Below are 18,055 nucleotides of genomic sequence, written 5' to 3'. Positions count from 1 at the left end.
TATAAGTTATAATCAAAACTTTACCTAGCCACAAGTATTCTTGCACTATTATAACACCTAAAATTATGGGAGAACATAATGTACATAGTAGTATTGATCAAAAAAATAGAGCAGAATTCTTAAGACATTTGCTTGATGATATCAAAGCACTCGAAATTATGCAAGAGCGACATTTAATCGAAGATGATATCATACGTATTGGTGCCGAACAAGAATTCTGTCTGGTTAATAGTAAATGGAGACCTGCCAATAATGCCTTAGAAATCTTAAAAACTCTTAATGATAATCATTTTACTACAGAGCTGGCAAAATACAACCTTGAAATTAACCTCGATCCCATTGAACTTAAAGGCAATTGTTTTTCTAAATTAGAGACTGAGTTAAAGCGATTATTAAACAAGGTAAAGGTCGTTGGAGGCACTTCCGATACCAAAGTTTTACTTACAGGGATATTACCAACAATAAGAAAACATCACCTGGAGTTGGAATACATGACCCCTAACCCAAGGTATTGGGCTCTTAATGAGATCCTAAGATCGCAAAGAGGTGAGGATTTCGAACTTCACATTCGTGGTGTAGATGAGTTAAACATTCATCACGAATCAGTGCTTTTTGAAGCTTGTAATACCAGTTTTCAAATGCATTTGCAAATACCTCCTCTTGATTTTGTCCCAAGCTATAATTGGGCACAAACCATATCGGGCCCCATATTAGGAATATGTACCAACTCCCCTCTATTGTTTGGAAGAGAATTATGGAATGAGACCCGAATCGCATTATTTAGACAAAGTATGGATATACGGGGAACTTCACATGTTTTAAAAGATAGACAAGCCAGAGTGAATTTTAGCAATCATTGGGCTTATGGTAACATTACCGACATATTCAAAAACGACATTGCACAACATAAAGTAGTGCTATCCAGAGATATTGTTACAAACTCACTTTCTGAACTGGAGGAAGGAAAAATACCTAAACTAAAGGCACTTAATCTACACAATGGTACTGTATATCGTTGGAACAGACCTTGCTATGGTGTAGGAGCCGGCAAACCTCACGTTAGGATAGAAAATCGTTATATCCCTGCTGGGCCAACGATAATAGATGAAGTAGCCAATTTTGCACTATGGGCCGGAGTAATGATAGGTCGCCCATCAAAATTTAACAATATGCCCAATTGCATGGATTTTAGGGATGTAAAAGCCAATTTTATTAAAGCTGCACGCACGGGACAAGATGCTATTTTAGAATGGATGGGAAACTCAATATCTGTGCGAGATTTAATAATAAAAGAACTTCTTCCTATAGCGTATAATGGATTAGAAAAAGCCAATGTGAATAAAGAAGATAGGGAACGATTATTAAAAATCATTGAAAGTCGAGCCAAAGGAATTACACCTTCAAAGTGGAATATTAAGAACTATCGATTTCTACGAAAAAACTTAAAAGAAGATGATGCATTAAGAATGCTTACCAAAACCATTTATAACAATCAACAAAACGGTTCTCCTGCTCATCAATGGAAAATGCTAAAAAAAACACCTACAACACACCAAAATGCTTCTATAGTAGATCATATTATGTCAACCCAACTTTTTACAGTCGATGAATACGACTTGGCTAATCTGGCCACCAACATTATGAAATGGAAAAACATACACCATGTTCCGGTCGAAAGTAAACCAGGTACTTTATGTGGATTATTAACCTGGACACATGTTCAAAAGGCCCAGAATGAAAGAGAATATGATGATGAAATCATAGTTTCAGACATTATGGTGAAAGATGTAATTACCGTTTCCCCAAGAACTTCTATTCATGAAGCTGTACAAATTATGAAACAAAATGAAATAGGATGTCTACCCGTGATACAAAAAGAAGAACTCGTAGGAATCATCACTATCAAAGATGTAATTGCTTTTGACAATGGTAAAAATCTATAGTAAGGCATTGGATCAATCCATCGATGTAAAACGAATAATAAAGCACATAAAGGGTTCTAAACCAGGACCAACACTTATTTTTATTGGAGGAATACATGGCAATGAGCCTTCTGGCGTATTTGCTCTACAAAAGGTTATGGAGAAACTACAGGAACAGGAAATCCCTATTTGCGGAAGTATTTATGCGCTAAGCGGAAATCTTTGGGCTTTGAAGAATAACCAACGATATCATAAACAAGACCTTAATCGATTATGGAAAGCTGAAACCATTAAAGACATATTAAAGGAAAAACATAAGGTTACAAATGAAGACGTTTCTCAACAAATAGAAATCTGTAAACTAATACATAAAATATTAAAAACTGAAAGTGGACCATTTTATTTCATGGATCTACATACAACTTCTAGTGAAACTGTTCCTTTTTTAACCGTAAATGATAGTTTGTTAAACCGAAAATTCACAAAACAGTATCCTCTTCCTATCATTTTGGGAATCGAAGAATATCTAGAAGGTCCTTTACTAAGCTATATCAATGAATTGGGATATGTAGCTTTTGGTTTTGAAGCGGGGCAACATGACGATCCTATATCCATAACCAATCATATAGCCTTTATCTATCTTAGTCTGGTTTTTGCAGGTTCTATAGAAAAAAAGCATATTGACTATCAATACTATTATCAAATGTTGTCTAATAACTCAAAGGAGTTCAAGCATTTTTATGAGATCTATTGGCGTCATGAAATTAGCAATGGAGATACTTTTAAGATGAAATCTGGATTCATTAATTTTCAGAAAATAAGAAAGGGACAAGAATTGGCGCAAAGCAATGGAAAGATAATACGATCCAAAAAAAACGGGAAGATTTTTATGCCGCTCTACCAAAGTTTGGGAGATGATGGTTTCTTTGCCATAAAACGAACTAGAAAAGTATTCCTGAAACTGTCTGCTATTTTACGAAAAATCCGTTTTGATTATGTACTCCCCATGTTGCCAGGGGTGCGATGGAGTGCCGATCAAAAAAACACACTCACGGTAAATCTAAAAGTGGCCCCCTTTTTTACCAAACAATTCTTTCATCTATTAGGATATCGAAGTAGAGAGATTGACAGCACTCATCTTAAACTAAAAAATAGAGAGCTCGTATCTAAAACAAAAGAATACAAAACCTCGAGATGGATAAATAAATGAAATCTATATGAGAATAGTGTTGTAAAACTCATATCTTTCAAAACATGAAAAGGGTTTCATCAAGATGAAAAGATTGCTAAGTTATTTATGGCCATTCACCAAGGAAGTTCAGTCTGCCATCAACGGTACTCTTGAGCTAACATTGATGAATGGAAAAAAAGTATTGGACAGTCAAAATGCAAACTATTCCTATGGTACATTGCAAAGATTACTTTGCTATGGATTATCCAAGCTGCAGATTAATGAAACAAGTGAAATTTTGGTGCTTGGCCTGGGAGGAGGAAGTATCATAAAATCCCTAAGAAATACTTTTAATCACAAAGGGAAAATTACAGCCGTCGAGATTGATCAGGTAATAATTGATATTGCAAAAAATGAATTTGGCATTTCTTCTATTCCGAATCTGGAGATCATTTGCGATGATGCTTTTTCATTCATAAATAATTGCGACAAAGAGTTTGAAATTGTAATCGTAGATATTTTTATTGATGATGAGGTCCCCGAGCAATTTTATAGCATAGCGTTTTGGAAAAAAACGAGTTCTATTATTAAATCTGGTGGATCCATGGTATTTAATGCTGGTATTAATTTAAAAAATCATGACAAAATTAATCATATCAAATCTTCGGTTGGCACAACTATGCAATTTGACCAATATGATCATGTACAAAGAGTAAATACCTTGTTAGTTGGGAATAAAATTTAAACCTTTGCAAACCCGGTAAATTATGTAATTTTGAGTTTCTCTTAAATTACACACATGACTCCTCAAGAATTAAAAGATTGCCACGCACGTATCGCTCCATATATTCATAGAACTCCGGTACTTACTTCTCGATTACTCAATAAGATTTCTGGTGCAGAATTATACTTTAAATGTGAAAACTTTCAGCGAATGGGAGCTTTTAAGATGAGAGGTGCCACAAATGCAATTTTACAGTTATCAGAAGAGCAAAAAAGTAACGGTGTAGTAACCCACTCTTCTGGCAATTTTGCTCAAGCTTTGTCGCTTGCTGCAAAAAGTCTGGGAATTAAAGCATATATCGTGATGCCATCTAATGCACCCAAAGTAAAAAAAGATGGGGTAAAAGAATACGATGGAGAAATTATAGAGTGTGAACCTACTCAACATGACAGAGAAAAAACTGCAAAAGCGATTGAAGAACAGAAAGGAGCAACTTTTTTGCATCCTTACAATATGAAAGACGTTATCCTAGGACAAGGTACTGCTGCCATAGAATTGCTAGAAGACCATCCTGATTTAGAATATCTTTTTGCTCCTGTTGGCGGTGGTGGATTAATAGCCGGTACTGCATTGGCTGCATCATTTTTTGGCACCAATTGCCAAGTGATAGGCGGGGAACCTTTTGAAGTAGATGATGCCTATCGCTCTATAAAATCTGGGAAGCTAGAAGTAAATAAAACTACCAACACTATTGCTGATGGATTAAAAATGTCGATTGGAGATCAAACATTTCCAATAATAAAAGAACACGTAAAAGAAATCATCCGAGTAACCGAAGACGAGATTATCGCTTCAATGAAATTGATCTGGGAACGAATGAAAATTATTGTTGAACCTTCCTGTTCAGTTCCGCTCGCTGCTTTATTAAAAGAGAAAAATAGCTTTAAAGGACATAAAATTGGAATCATCCTTTCGGGGGGAAATGTAGATTTAAACAATTTACCTTTTCGAACTATTTAAATTTTTTAGTTCGATTTTTATTGTTAAATCAAAATATTAGTACTAAGTTTAGCTACTGAACAAACTCACCATTCGCATGAATTTATCGCTTAGAAAGGCTCTCTTTCTTGGTTTCGTATTGGCAATCGCTACGGTTTTAGGCCAAGAAACTTCAAATAACAAAATACATAAAAATCTTATTAAACTTGGCGCAGGTAAACTTATCAATAACACCTCGACTACCGATCTAGAAGGTCCATTAACTCCAACAGGATATCGAATAGACGTAAATAATCCCACTGGATTTGTTGGTTCCTATACGCGATTCTTTGGTAAACATATGGGGATTGAAGTTTTACTGGGGCTACCACTTACCTTAAAAATAGAAGGTGCCGGAGAAGCTTCTTTTGTCGAATCTGTGGGTGATGTAAAGGTACTCCCTCCTACTGTGCTTTTCAATTATTATTTTACCCCTATAGAAAAAGACTTTCGCCCATATTTGGGAATAGCTCTAAATCACACTATTTTCTATAATGCAGAATCGAGTCAACAATTAGAAGAAACCCTTTTCGGGGAAACAGAAATAGACCTTTCGTCATCAACAAATATTGGTGGCTTCGCAGGTCTCAATTATAGAATTTACGATCAATATTTTGCATCTTTTATAGCGGGATATGTAGCCGTGTCTACCAAAGCTACTACCACTACCGATACTCGTGTTATCGGTATTCCAATAGGTATTATAGAAAGGGAAATAGAAGTAGATTTAAACCCTTTTGTATTCCTTTTTACCTTGGGTATGTCATTCTAAATCTAAACAATACGAATTTTAAAACAACTTTAACAGTGCTTTACAACCTCAATAAAATTAGGGTTTTTGCTATTGAATTACTAATTTTTTAGTTGAATTACTAATTAATTAGTTGTGAAACTAAAAAATTAGTATTACGTTTGTTTCATAAAATCAAATCCTATGCAAAAGTTAGCCAAAAGAGAAGAGCAAATAATGCACAGCTTATGGAAGCTTGAGAAAGCTTTTATAAAAGAAATCATTGAAGAACTACCAGACCCAAAACCTCATTATAACACTACAGCTACTATAGTTAAAATTCTTGAAGAAAAAGGATTTATCAGTCATGTGAAATATGGTAATACATTTCAATATTACCCATTGATTACAAAAGAGGTTTACCAGAAAGAAATTGTTGGTGAAGTAGTTAACAATTACTTTGACAGCTCTCCTTTGGCTCTTGTAAAGTTTTTTGCAAAGGAAGAAAAAATCAATACTCAAGAATTAGAAGAAATCATTCAATTAATAAAAAATAAAAAGTAATGGATTACATTATTCACAGCTCGGCATTAATAGGTCTATCATATCTTATTTATAGACTATTCCTTTCTAGAGAGACTTTTTATCATTTAAACCGATGGGTACTTTTATCATTAATTGTGATATCCTTTACTTTACCTTTTATAACGGTTCCCGAAAATCTTTCTTTCAAAAAAATAGCGGTTAAAGAAACTACCGAGGCATCATTACCTATTTCTGAAACGTATCAAGAAGATACTGCGCAAAATGTCGTAATATCAAGTGCGTCTTCGGCCGTTGATCAAACTTCAGCAATTTCCGCATCTCCAGATACCTCGATGGATTGGAAAACTATTCTTGTATACATTTATATACTCGGGATTTTGGTTTTTGCCATTCATTTCCTGATACAACTTGGGGTTTTGTTATATCGCATTATAAAGTATCCTACTGTAGAAGTAGATGATTATAAAATCATTGAAACGAATAAAAAACATGCACCCTACTCTTTTTGGAACCGCATTTTTATGAATCCCAGTCAATATAATCCAGAAACATATCTACAGATTCTTAAACACGAACAAATGCATATCAAAGGCAAGCATAGCATGGATATGCTACTTGTAGAATTGCTCGTAATGCTACAATGGTTCAATCCTTTTGCCTGGTTATATCGAAAAGCTATTGATAACAACCTTGAATATCTTACCGACGACGGAATGCTAACCATTGGTGAAGATAAAGAAGTTTATCAAATGAATCTATTAAAAGTCTCTACTCCAAATATGCCTACAGGTTTGGCAACAAGTTACAATCAATCATTTCTCAAAAAACGAATACTTATGATGAATTCTAAAAAATCGACAGCAAAATCAGGATGGAAATACCTAATCATTATTCCATTACTGACACTTACCGTATTTTCTTTCAACCCTGTAAAACCAAGCACACTAACCATTGCACATGACGAAGAAACCTCGGATATGATTTTGGAGAAGCAAAATTCAAAAACTACCTCCGAAGCTTCAAATGATTATACACGAGGCGTTTGGGACGCCGAAGTTGGTGGTGAAAAATTGTGCATCATGTTTAGAAGTGCCGAACCTTTGAAAAGAAATTATTGGTCGACGACACGATGTTATGAACCTTCCTTTTTCGCCAATTTTCCAAAAGGAAACAAACAAAAGCTAGAAATTACAAGAGACTCTGGAACGATGACTTTTGTAGGTGAATTTGACGGTAAAATTGGCGACGGTCGTTATACATTCGCCCCTAATACTACCTTTATTGGAGCTCTAAAAAGTTATGGTTTAAATGCTCAAAAAAACGACTTGGCCCATTGCTTTTTGACCGACTTTGACAAGAACTATTTGGATTACCTAAAGAAAGAAAAACTTTCTATTAATCAGGATGATTTTGAAGATATTATTCATAAATCTCTATCCCTGGACAAGTTAAAGATGTACCGTAAAGAACTTGCCAGATTAGGATATCAAAACTATACTATAGAAGAAGTCGCCAAGCTTAATTTGTTTGATGCAGATCCCAATTACATTTCTTTCATTAATAAAGTAAATGGTTCTAGAGCCACTTTAAAAGAAATTACCAAGGCAAAAATTCATAATCTCTCTCCAGAATTTATTGATTCTTACAAGAAAAATGGATACGGAAATATGTCTTTGAATGATTATGTAAAACTTAAAATTCATAATGTAACTCCAGAGTTTATTGGAACCTTTAAAAAAGAAGGATACGCAGACATCTCGGTAAAAGAAGCAAAAAACTTAAAAATTCATAATGTGACTCCTGCATATATCGATTCTTATAAAAAGATTGGATATAAAAACATCACATTAAGACAAGCAAAAGAATTAAAAATTCATAGTGTATCTCCAGAGTTTATTACCAGTTTTAAAAAGATTGGGTATCCTAACATCTCTCTGGATGAGGCTAAAAAATTAAAAATTCACAACGTGACACCAAAACTCATTCAGTCCTTTAAAAAGGCAGGACAAAAAAATCTTTCTTTGAAAGAAGCTATTAAATTAAAAATTCACAATGTTACCCCAGGACAAGTACAAATCACCAAAGGTTATTCGTCTAGCGCTACCAGTAATCCAGGAAGAGGAAACAATGATGAGCAACAAAATCCTAATGATTTTATTCAAGCTTTTGCCGATCTGGGATATACAAATGTTCCGGTTGATGATATTATTTCTTTGAAGATTCATAATGTGACTCCAGAATTTATTAAACAATATAATGCTGCAGGATACAATAACATTCCTTTAGACGACGTGATTGCTCTGAAGATTCATAACGTAACCCCCGAGTTCATTGATTCCTTTAAAAAAGCAGGATATAAAAATATCTCTTTGGACGATGCGACAAGCCTAAAAATTCACAATGTTACCCCAGATACGGCACAGGCTTATACAAAATTAGGATACAACAATATTTCAATTGATGATTTACTGTCATTAAAAATCCACAATGTCACCCCAGAGTACATTCAAGAATTTAAAAAATCTCGCTTTGGAAATCTTCCGCTGGATGAAATTGTCTCTTTTAAAATCCATAATGTTACTCCTGAATTTGTAAAACAATTTGAAGATCTTGGTTACAATAGCATTACTGCTGACCAGGCACAAAGTTTAAAAATTCATAATGTAACTCCAGAATTTGTAAAGTCGTTAAAGGAGAAGGATAAAGATATTTCTTTAAATCAAGCAATAAGAATTAAAATACATTTTTAGTTTGTAAAATTAGTCAATCAAAAAACGAAAAGGCTGCATATACATGTAGCCTTTTTAACTAAAGAATTATGAAGAAATACATCATACCCTTATTACTTGTAGTATTACTAATTTCCTGTAATTCTCAAAATCCAACTTCCGATTTCCGAGGAACTAACACTACAATTAACTCTTTTTCAAAGAATTATAAGCCTTTCCAATTTGAAAATGATCAAAGGGTTCAATTAATAGAAAAGGTAACTCTAGAAATTCAAAAATCGATAGAAAACCATGCAGATTCAAAGAAAATACCTGGGTTTGCATATGGTATTGTAGTAGATGACAATTTAATTTTGGCCAAGGCCAAAGGGCTTATTAATATCGACAACCAACTTCCGGCTACTATAAAATCTTCTTTTCGTATTGCTTCTATGACTAAAAGTTTTACTGCAATGGCGATTTTAAAGTTAAGAGATGAAGGCAAACTTAGACTTGATGATCCGGTTGCTAATTATATTCCTGAAATGGCTAATCTGGAATATTTAACAAGCGATAGCCCCAAAGTTACTATAGAAAACCTATTAACCATGACCGCCGGATTTCCAGAAGATAATCCTTGGGGAGATCGACAACTTGAAGAAACAGATAAAATGCTTATTGATTTAATAAAAGATGGGCTTTCTTTTTCTAATGTATCTTCGTTCAGATACGAATATAGCAACACAGGATACGCGCTCTTAGGAAAAATCATCTCTAGGATTACAGGAATTTCATACCAAGATTATATTCAAGAGCATATTTTATTACCGTTGGGTATGAAAAACACGTATTGGGAATACACCAACATACCCGAAAATCAATTCGTACTTGGGTATCGATGGGATGAAGAAGATAAACAATTGAAAAAAGAACCTATATTACATGATGGTTCTTATGCAGCTATGGGAGGGTTAATAACCTCGATAGATGATTTTAGTAAGTATGTAAGTTTTCATCTTTCGGCATGGCCTGCTCGTAGTGATGAAGACAATGGCCCGATTAAACGTAGCACACTTCGAGAAATGCATAATCCTCAATACCCTTTTTTAGTGGCAAAAGCAAAAGATTATAACAATGATCCTTGCGCCTATACTATAGGATATGGCTACGGATTGGGTATCTCTAAAGATTGCCACAGGATTACAAAAGTTAAACATTCTGGTGCTTTACCGGGGTATGCAAGTAATTATGTTTTTTATCCAGATTATGGAGTGGGTATTATGGCTTTTGGAAATCTTACCTATACCAGCCCTTTACCTACAAAAGAAATAGAAAAATTATTATTTGAAACTGCAAAGATTCAACCTCGCATACTTCCCGTTTCTGATATCCTCAAGAAAAGACAAAAACAAATTGTAGAACTAATTCAGCATTGGGACCAAACACTAGCGACAGATATTTTGGCTGAAAACTTTTTTTTAGATGCATCTAAAGAAAATCGCGAATCTAAAACTAAGGATATATTTAAAAAAGCAGGGGTCATAATAAAAATACATGAGATTAGGCCTAGAAATCAATTAAGAGGGAGTTTTGATATTCAAACTGAAAAAGGAATAATAAGTGTGTTTTTTACTTTAACTCCAGAGAAAAATCCAAAGGTTCAACGACTTGATTTAAAGTTTGAATCTATTGAATAATTATAACCTATTTACTTACTTTTTAGATTTAATCATCAAAAAAAAAGAAAAGGCAGTCAACTCCCATATTGACTGCCTTTTAATTTAACCTAATACAATCATCAAGCTAGTATAAATCATAAGCCCAGTCGATAGCTATTCGATCATCACTAGACCAGCCTGGTGTCGAACTTATTCTCCAATTGCAAACATAAACACTGCTTTTCATCACAGATCCACAGTTATTTGCAGCATGATATGCCGGGCCTCTTGTTCCTGGGATAAGTCCTCCTTCTGTTTGATCTGAATGTAAATACCCCAAATTATGTCCCAGTTCATGTATTAGTAAAGCCATTGTAGATTCTGAAGAAGCCCCTTCATGATCTTTAGCGGTATTAATATTTAACCAAGAACCTACATTCCCATTACCACTAGGTAGTGCAGCTCTGGCCCAAGCACCATCACTAGTGCTATACCAAGTTCCAACAAGTATATCTGCCTGCGATCTTGTATAGGTTCTTCTTATATTTATATTAGGACTTATTCGACTCCAATGATAAGCCGCCCATGAAAATTCATATTCTAAACTTCTCGGAAAATTTCTTTCAATGTAGTAAGTAATATTCCTCGAGTTCTCATAATAAACTCCATTCCCTACAAAATACCATTGATTTTTTTCAACACTACTTTCTTCTATAATTCGATTTTTTTTCAAGTTTTTAATGAGATCAAAAGAAAACTCCATATCACCGGCATAGATAAACGTTTTATTCTGAAAATTTGGAATGAGGTCATTTGAAGAATACCCTTGATCTATTAAAAAATCCATAGTAGCTCTTGCATCTTTGGTTAAGGTCTGCTCTACAGAATCTAAATCATCCTGCAAGCTCTCATTTTGACAACTAGCAAATAATAAAATCGTTATCAAAAATAAATTAAGTTTGAATTTGTGTAGTATCATAACATTAAAATTTTAGTTATCAACAAGTTAACCAATCAACTAGCATTTATATAATACTATCCTAACTAGAATTAATACGAAATAAGCTAAAACTAATGAGCTGCAGGAAAAGAATAATAAATAGACATGTTTAAAAGTTAAATACGTAAATATTAGACACTTCAACTTATATAAATCAGAAATGAATAATTACAAACTAATTACTCATTTTTTAGATTTAATCATCGAAAAAAGAAAGGCAGTCAACTCCCATATTGACTGCCTTTTTCTTAACACTAATAATTAAAATATATCGCGCACGATTAAATCCTTGGTAAATCTCCTTCTCCCTTTAGAGGAAGATTTGAACTCCCCATCAAATAGGTATCTACGTGATGTGCTGCTTGTCTTCCTTCGGCAATTGCCCAAACAATTAGCGATTGACCTCTACGCGTATCTCCCGCTGCAAAAACACCTTTTACATTGGTCGCATAGTTATCTTCGGCAGCTTTAATGTTTGTTCTTGCATCCATGTCAATTCCTAATTGTTCGGCAATGGTAGGTTCTGATCCTGTAAATCCAAGAGCCAATAATGCCAACTCACATTTCCATTCTTTTTCGGTACCAGGAACTTCCTTTAAAGTAAAACGACCGTTTTCTTTAATCCATTCTACTTGAGTTGTAACTAACCCTTTCAAATTCCCATTTTCATCTCCCAAAAATTCTTTGGTAGAAATACTCCAATGGCGATCTACTCCTTCTTGATGCGATGTACTTGTTCGCAAACGCATTGGCCAGAATGGCCAAGGCTGATGTGCAGGGCGTTCTGTGGTCGCCTTACCCATAATTTCAAAATTGGTTACAGATGTTGCTCCATGTCTAACTGATGTTCCAATACAGTCCGATCCAGTATCTCCTCCTCCAATAACAACCACATCTTTGTTTGTAGCCAAAATTTCTTCTCCCAGGTCTTTGATTCCGTCTACTCTTCTATTATTTTGTGGTAGGAAATCCATCGCTTGCACTACTCCTTTTAGATCAGCTCCTTTGATGGGTAGTTTACGTCTCACCGTAGCCCCGGTACATAGTACTACCGCATCATAATCTTCTTTGATTTGATCTGCTTTAAGGTCCTTACCTATATGGACATTGGTTTTAAAAACTATTCCTTCTTCTTCCAAAACAGCCACACGACGATCAATTACATGTTTTTCCATTTTAAAATCGGGAATACCATAACGTAGTAATCCACCAACTTTTTCATCTCTTTCAAATACCGTTACCAAATGTCCTGCACGATTCAATTGCTGTGCAGTGGCAAGGCCAGCTGGACCAGAACCGATTACAGCAACTGTTTTACCGGTTCTCTCTCTTGGTGGATTTGCTTTCACCCATCCATTTTTAAAAGCTTCTTCGACAATGTTTTTTTCAATGTTTTCGATCGTTACAGGGTCTTCATTGATTCCAAGAACACAAGCTTCTTCACAAGGTGCAGGACACAATCTACCTGTAAATTCAGGAAAATTATTGGTAGCATGCAAAATACTTGCTGCCTTTTCCCATTTACCACGATATACCGCATCGTTAAAATCAGGAATAAGATTCCCTAGTGGGCAACCACTATGGCAAAACGGAATCCCGCAATCCATACATCGTGCTCCCTGGTCTTTGAGTTTTTTCTCGGGCATCGCCACAGTAAACTCCTTATAGTCTTTTATACGATCTTTAACAGGTTGGTACTGTTCTGTTTCTCTTTCAAATTCTAAAAATCCAGTGATCTTTCCCATGTTTAATCTCGTTTTATGCTTGTGCTAGTTTTTCTTCTTCTAATCGTTTTAAGGCTTGCTTATACTCCTCTGGGAATATTTTGATGAATTTTGGAAGTTCATTTTCCCAATGTTCAAGAATTCTTTGCGCCAACGGACTTAAAGTAGCGTTGTAATGATTTTCAATTAATCCTTTTAACTCATCTATATCCTTCTGCTCTACTACCGGATCAAGGTTTAATGCTTCTTTGTTACAGTGTGCTTCAAAAGTTTTTTTATCATCGTAGATGTATGCAATACCACCAGACATTCCTGCTCCAAAGTTTCTACCCACTTCTCCAAGAATTACGGCAACACCACCAGTCATGTATTCACAACCGTGATCTCCGATTCCTTCTACTACTGCCTTGGCTCCAGAATTACGTACACAGAATCGTTCTCCGGCTTTACCATTAATGTATACATCACCTGCAGTTGCCCCATATAATGTAACATTACCGGTAATGATATTTTCTTCAGGAACTATTGTGGCTTCGTCTGGAACTTTAATAATTAATTTTGCTCCAGACAGGCCTTTTCCTAAATAATCATTGGTATTTCCATTAACTACCATAGTAAGTCCTTTGGTAGCAAAGGCACCAAAACTTTGTCCTGCTGCACCTGTAAAGTTCAATTTCAGTGTATTATCCGGCAATCCCTGAGCGCCATATATTTTAGAGATTTCATTACTAAGTATTGCTCCAACAGCTCTATCTGTATTGGTAATATCAAAGTCCAAAGTAGTTTTCTCTTTACGGAACAATGCTGGGTGCGCCTGTTCTATAATGTCAAAATCTATAGATTTACCCAGACCATGATCTTGCGTTTCGGTATTATAGATATCTACTCCTTCTGGAGCATCTACTTGATGCAGAATTGGCGTAAGATCAACTCCAGCTGCTTTATAGTGCTCTATCGCTTTTTTGTGATCTAGTTTATTTACTTGCCCAACCATTTCATCAACGGTACGGAAACCAAGCTTTGCCATAATCTCACGTAGTTCTTGAGCTACGAAATACATATAATTTACTACATGCTCTGGCTTTCCTTTGAATTTTTTACGTAATTCAGGGTTTTGCGTTGCGATTCCTACCGGACAAGTATTTAAATGACAAACTCGCATCATTATACATCCTGAAGCTACCAATGGTGCAGTGGCAAACCCAAACTCTTCAGCACCCAATAAGCACGCAATAGCAACATCACGTCCGGTTTTTAACTGTCCATCACACTCTACTACTACGCGACTTCTCAAGTTGTTTCCAACCAAAGTTTGCTGGGCTTCGGCAATACCAAGTTCCCACGGTAATCCTGCATGTTTCAGTGAGGTTAATGGTGATGCTCCTGTTCCTCCATCAAATCCAGAAATCAGAATTACATCGGCTTTTGCTTTGGCAACTCCTGCTGCTACTGTACCAACACCAACTTCAGAAACTAGTTTTACATTGATTCTTGCACTTCTGTTAGCCGATTTTAAATCATAGATCAACTGTGATAAATCTTCAATCGAGTAAATATCGTGATGTGGTGGCGGAGATATTAATCCCACGTAAGGAGTCGAATTTCTAGTTTTAGCAATTTCTGGATTTACTTTTGGTCCAGGCAACTGTCCTCCTTCTCCTGGCTTGGCTCCTTGTGCCATTTTAATCTGAATCTCTGCAGCGCTCGTAAGATAATTCGAAGACACTCCAAATCGTCCTGAAGCCACCTGTTTGATTGCACTATTTTTCCAATCTCCATTTACGTCTTTATAAAATCGTAATGGATTCTCTCCACCTTCACCAGAATTACTTTTACCTCCAATACGATTCATGGCAATAGCAAGATTCTCATGTGCTTCCTGGCTAATCGATCCATAAGACATTGCTCCTGTTTTGAAGCGCTTTACAATCTCGGTCCAAGGTTCTACCTCATCAATCGAAATTGGATCATAATTAGAAAATTCTAATAATCCGCGAATGGTCATCAAAGCTTTGGATTGCTCATTAATTAATTCGGCATATTCCTTATACGTTTTTGGATCATTGTCACGAACAGATTTCTGTAATTTGGCCACAGACAATGGGTTAAACTGATGTTTCTCTCCATTACGTCTCCATCTATATTGTCCACCAATCTCTAAATCTAAATTGGCATCAACTTCTCTTTCTACATAAGCTCTTCTATGTCTTTTCGAAATTTCTTTCTCAATTTCATATAGCCCAATTCCTTCTATACGAGTTGCAGTATTTGGAAAATACTGATCAACAACTTTGGTATTAATACCAATACACTCAAAGAGTTGCGAACTTCTATAAGAATTCAAAGTAGAGATTCCTATTTTATTCATTACTTTAAGTACCCCCTTACCAACAGCTTTATTATAGTTATAGATAGCATCTTCAAAAGTAAGATCGGTAATATTATTATCTTCAATTTGTTCGCCTATAATCTCATTAACCATATATGGATTTATGGCACTTGCTCCGTATCCAAACAATAAGGCAAAATGATGTACCTCTCTTGGTTCGGCAGATTCGATAATGATACTTACTTTAGAGCGCTTGCCTAATTTTTGTAAGCCACTATTCACATATGAACATGCTAATAGTGCCGGAATTGGAGCTCTATGTTTACTAACATTTCTATCCGATAGTATGATAATATTAGTTCCATCATCAATTGCTGCAGAAGCATTTTTTAGCAGTTTTTCTAAGGCGTCTTCTAATCCATTAAGCCCTCTGTTAACATTATATAACATAGAGACCGATGTAGCCTTAAATCCTTTATCTGAATACGTTTTGATTTTATCCAGATCTTCCTTGGAAATTACAGGATTCTGAATTTTTAATTTATTGCAATGTTTCTCTTCAACATCAAAAATATTATGATCTGCTCCCAATGTTAAACTAATATCACAAATCAATTCTTCTCGAATACCATCTAATGGTGGGTTGGTTACCTGGGCAAACAATTGCTTGAAGTAATTATAAATTAATTGCGGCCGTTCTGATAACACGGCAATTGGAGTATCTGATCCCATTGATCCGATAGGCTCTTTACCTAGTTGCCCCATTGGAGCAATAATCGTATCGATATCCTCCTGGGTGTACCCAAATACTTCTTTACGTTTGGTCATCGTTTCTTCACCCAAAAATAAAGGGCAATCGTTATAAGGAATATCTTTAAGGTGTACCAAGTTATTATCTAACCATGCTCTATATGGATGCTTGGATGCAATTTCTTCCTTAATCTCCTCGTCATTTACTATTCTTCCTTCATCCATATTCACCAAAAACATTTTTCCCGGTTCTAATCTACCGTGATATTCAATATTTTCGGGAGCTATATCTACGACCCCAGTTTCTGAAGACATAATTACATAACCGTCTTTTGTCACCGTGTATCTGGATGGACGAAGTCCATTTCTATCTAAGACTGCTCCTATATAGTTACCATCGGTAAAAGGAATTGATGCAGGACCGTCCCAGGGCTCCATTGCACAAGAATTATACTCGTAGAAGGCTTTTTTGGCTTCAGACATCTCTGGATTTTTCTCCCAGGCTTCTGGTACCATCATCATCATTACTTCGGGTAGTGATCTTCCTGTCATTAATAGCAATTCAACCACCATATCCATAGAAGCCGAGTCGGATTTACCTTTTAATACTACCGGCAATATCTTCTTGATATCTTCTCCAAACCAATTGCTTTCCAGCAGTTCCTCTCTAGAGCGCATTCTGGTTACATTCCCTCTTAAGGTATTTATCTCTCCATTATGACACATATATCGGAAAGGTTGTGCCAAATCCCATGTTGGAAATGTATTGGTAGAGAATCGTTGGTGTACCAAAGCCAATCTTGTAACAACCATGGGATCCAATAAATCCTTATAGTATAACTTAATATCCTCTGGCATTAAAAGCCCTTTGAAAATTAATGTTTTGGTAGAAAGACTGGGTAAGTAGAAAAACTTACTTTCAGAAAGTTTAGAATTATATATGGTATGCTCTGTTACTTTTCTAGCCGTGAACAATTTTAAGTTGAAATCAAAATAGCTTTGTTCCTTATCCCCTTTACCTATAAATATTTGTTTAATAAATGGTTCTGTTGTTGCCGCGATCTCTCCTATATGTATATGATCAACAGGAACATCTCTCCAGCCCAATAAAACCAGCCCTTGATCCTGAATATTCTTCTCGAATGTATCTATACAATATTGTCTTTGATTATCCTTTTTGGGTAAGAAAACATTACTTACTGCATACTCTCCCGGTTCTGGAAGCTTAAAATCGCAATGCTCTACAAAAAAATCATGGGGAATATCTATTAATATTCCGGCACCATCTCCTGTTTTGCCATCGGCACTTACCGCTCCCCGATGTTCTAACTTCTCTAGAATTTCTAGTGCCTTATGAATGATGTCATTTGACTTTTTTCCTTCTAAGCTACATATAAATCCGGCACCACAGGCGTCGTGCTCGAATTCTGGTAGATACATTCCTTGTTTCTTCATAATGTTTCCGATCTAAATAGAATTTCAAGTTCATGAAATTAACAAATCATTAAGGAACCAAAAAGAAAATGAAAGTATTCAACATCACTTTTCTGAGCTCGATAAAAAAAGACCGGAATGGATAAAATAATCACAAAATAAGGTCTTCTAATTACGAATTTGATAATGCGATTTTCTCAAAAAAACTCAATAAAAATGCCGTTTCACGTAAAATCGGATCCTATTAATAATCCATAAATTCTAATGAAAACGTTTTCGTAAAAAACTTGAATTTTGAGAGTGCGAAATTGTCATTTTTTT

Annotated in this window: 11 protein-coding genes; 8 read left to right on the top strand and 3 right to left on the bottom strand. The window is 35.3% G+C overall.

The window, feature by feature from the left end; all coding sequences use genetic code 11:
* The first annotated feature begins 65 nt into the window (after window positions 1–65).
* The 8 genes from U6A24_RS10410 (at window position 66) to U6A24_RS10375 (ending at window position 10,536) form a co-directional block, all read left to right on the top strand.
* On the top strand, window positions 66–1,943 hold the full coding sequence (locus tag U6A24_RS10410; RefSeq protein WP_324179906.1) for a CBS domain-containing protein: 1,878 nt from the start codon (window positions 66–68) through the stop codon (window positions 1,941–1,943).
* Entirely contained in the window at window positions 1,927–3,132 is a 1,206-nt protein-coding gene (locus tag U6A24_RS10405) for a succinylglutamate desuccinylase/aspartoacylase family protein (RefSeq protein WP_324179905.1), read from the top strand. Before U6A24_RS10410 ends, U6A24_RS10405 begins: the two co-directional genes overlap by 17 nt.
* Window positions 3,133–3,196: 64 nt before the next feature.
* Complete coding sequence (locus tag U6A24_RS10400; RefSeq protein ID WP_324179904.1) at window positions 3,197–3,838, top strand: spermidine synthase; 642 nt, start codon at window positions 3,197–3,199, stop codon at window positions 3,836–3,838.
* 54 nt (window positions 3,839–3,892) lie between these two features.
* Window positions 3,893–4,837, top strand: coding sequence for a threonine ammonia-lyase (locus U6A24_RS10395; RefSeq protein ID WP_324179903.1), 945 nt, complete (start codon window positions 3,893–3,895; stop codon window positions 4,835–4,837).
* A 76-nt stretch (window positions 4,838–4,913) separates the two neighbouring features.
* Entirely contained in the window at window positions 4,914–5,627 is a 714-nt protein-coding gene (locus tag U6A24_RS10390; protein ID WP_324179902.1) for an OmpW/AlkL family protein, read from the top strand.
* Between the two features lie 162 nt (window positions 5,628–5,789).
* Window positions 5,790–6,149 carry a BlaI/MecI/CopY family transcriptional regulator gene (locus tag U6A24_RS10385; RefSeq protein ID WP_324179901.1) on the top strand — a complete coding sequence of 120 codons (360 nt, stop codon included), beginning with the start codon at window positions 5,790–5,792 and terminating at the stop codon, window positions 6,147–6,149.
* The gene (locus U6A24_RS10380; protein ID WP_324179900.1) at window positions 6,149–8,881 is read left to right on the top strand and encodes a M56 family metallopeptidase; all 2,733 of its coding nucleotides are present in this window, start codon (window positions 6,149–6,151) and stop codon (window positions 8,879–8,881) included. Before U6A24_RS10385 ends, U6A24_RS10380 begins: the two co-directional genes overlap by 1 nt.
* A 68-nt stretch (window positions 8,882–8,949) precedes the next feature.
* The gene (locus U6A24_RS10375) at window positions 8,950–10,536 is read left to right on the top strand and encodes a serine hydrolase domain-containing protein (RefSeq protein ID WP_324179899.1); all 1,587 of its coding nucleotides are present in this window, start codon (window positions 8,950–8,952) and stop codon (window positions 10,534–10,536) included.
* A gap of 106 nt (window positions 10,537–10,642) precedes the next feature.
* Here the strand turns inward: U6A24_RS10375 and U6A24_RS10370 are convergent, their stop codons facing one another.
* From U6A24_RS10370 to gltB, 3 genes are all read right to left on the bottom strand, one after another.
* Entirely contained in the window at window positions 10,643–11,476 is an 834-nt protein-coding gene (locus U6A24_RS10370; RefSeq protein ID WP_324179898.1) for a M57 family metalloprotease, read from the bottom strand.
* 302 nt (window positions 11,477–11,778) lie between these two features.
* The gene (locus U6A24_RS10365) at window positions 11,779–13,242 is read right to left on the bottom strand and encodes a glutamate synthase subunit beta (RefSeq protein WP_324179897.1); all 1,464 of its coding nucleotides are present in this window, start codon (window positions 13,240–13,242) and stop codon (window positions 11,779–11,781) included.
* A 13-nt stretch (window positions 13,243–13,255) separates the two neighbouring features.
* Window positions 13,256–17,755, bottom strand: a complete 4,500-nt coding sequence (gltB, locus tag U6A24_RS10360) for a glutamate synthase large subunit (protein ID WP_324179896.1) — start codon at window positions 17,753–17,755, stop codon at window positions 13,256–13,258.
* Between the last annotated feature and the right edge of the window lie 300 nt (window positions 17,756–18,055).

The sequence above is a fragment of the Aquimarina gracilis genome (assembly GCF_035285365.1).
In the GTDB taxonomy this organism is placed as follows: Bacteria; Bacteroidota; Bacteroidia; order Flavobacteriales; family Flavobacteriaceae; genus Aquimarina; species Aquimarina gracilis.
The sequence above is the reverse complement of the archived record's forward strand: the minus strand, read 5'-3'. Positions and strand labels throughout refer to the sequence as shown.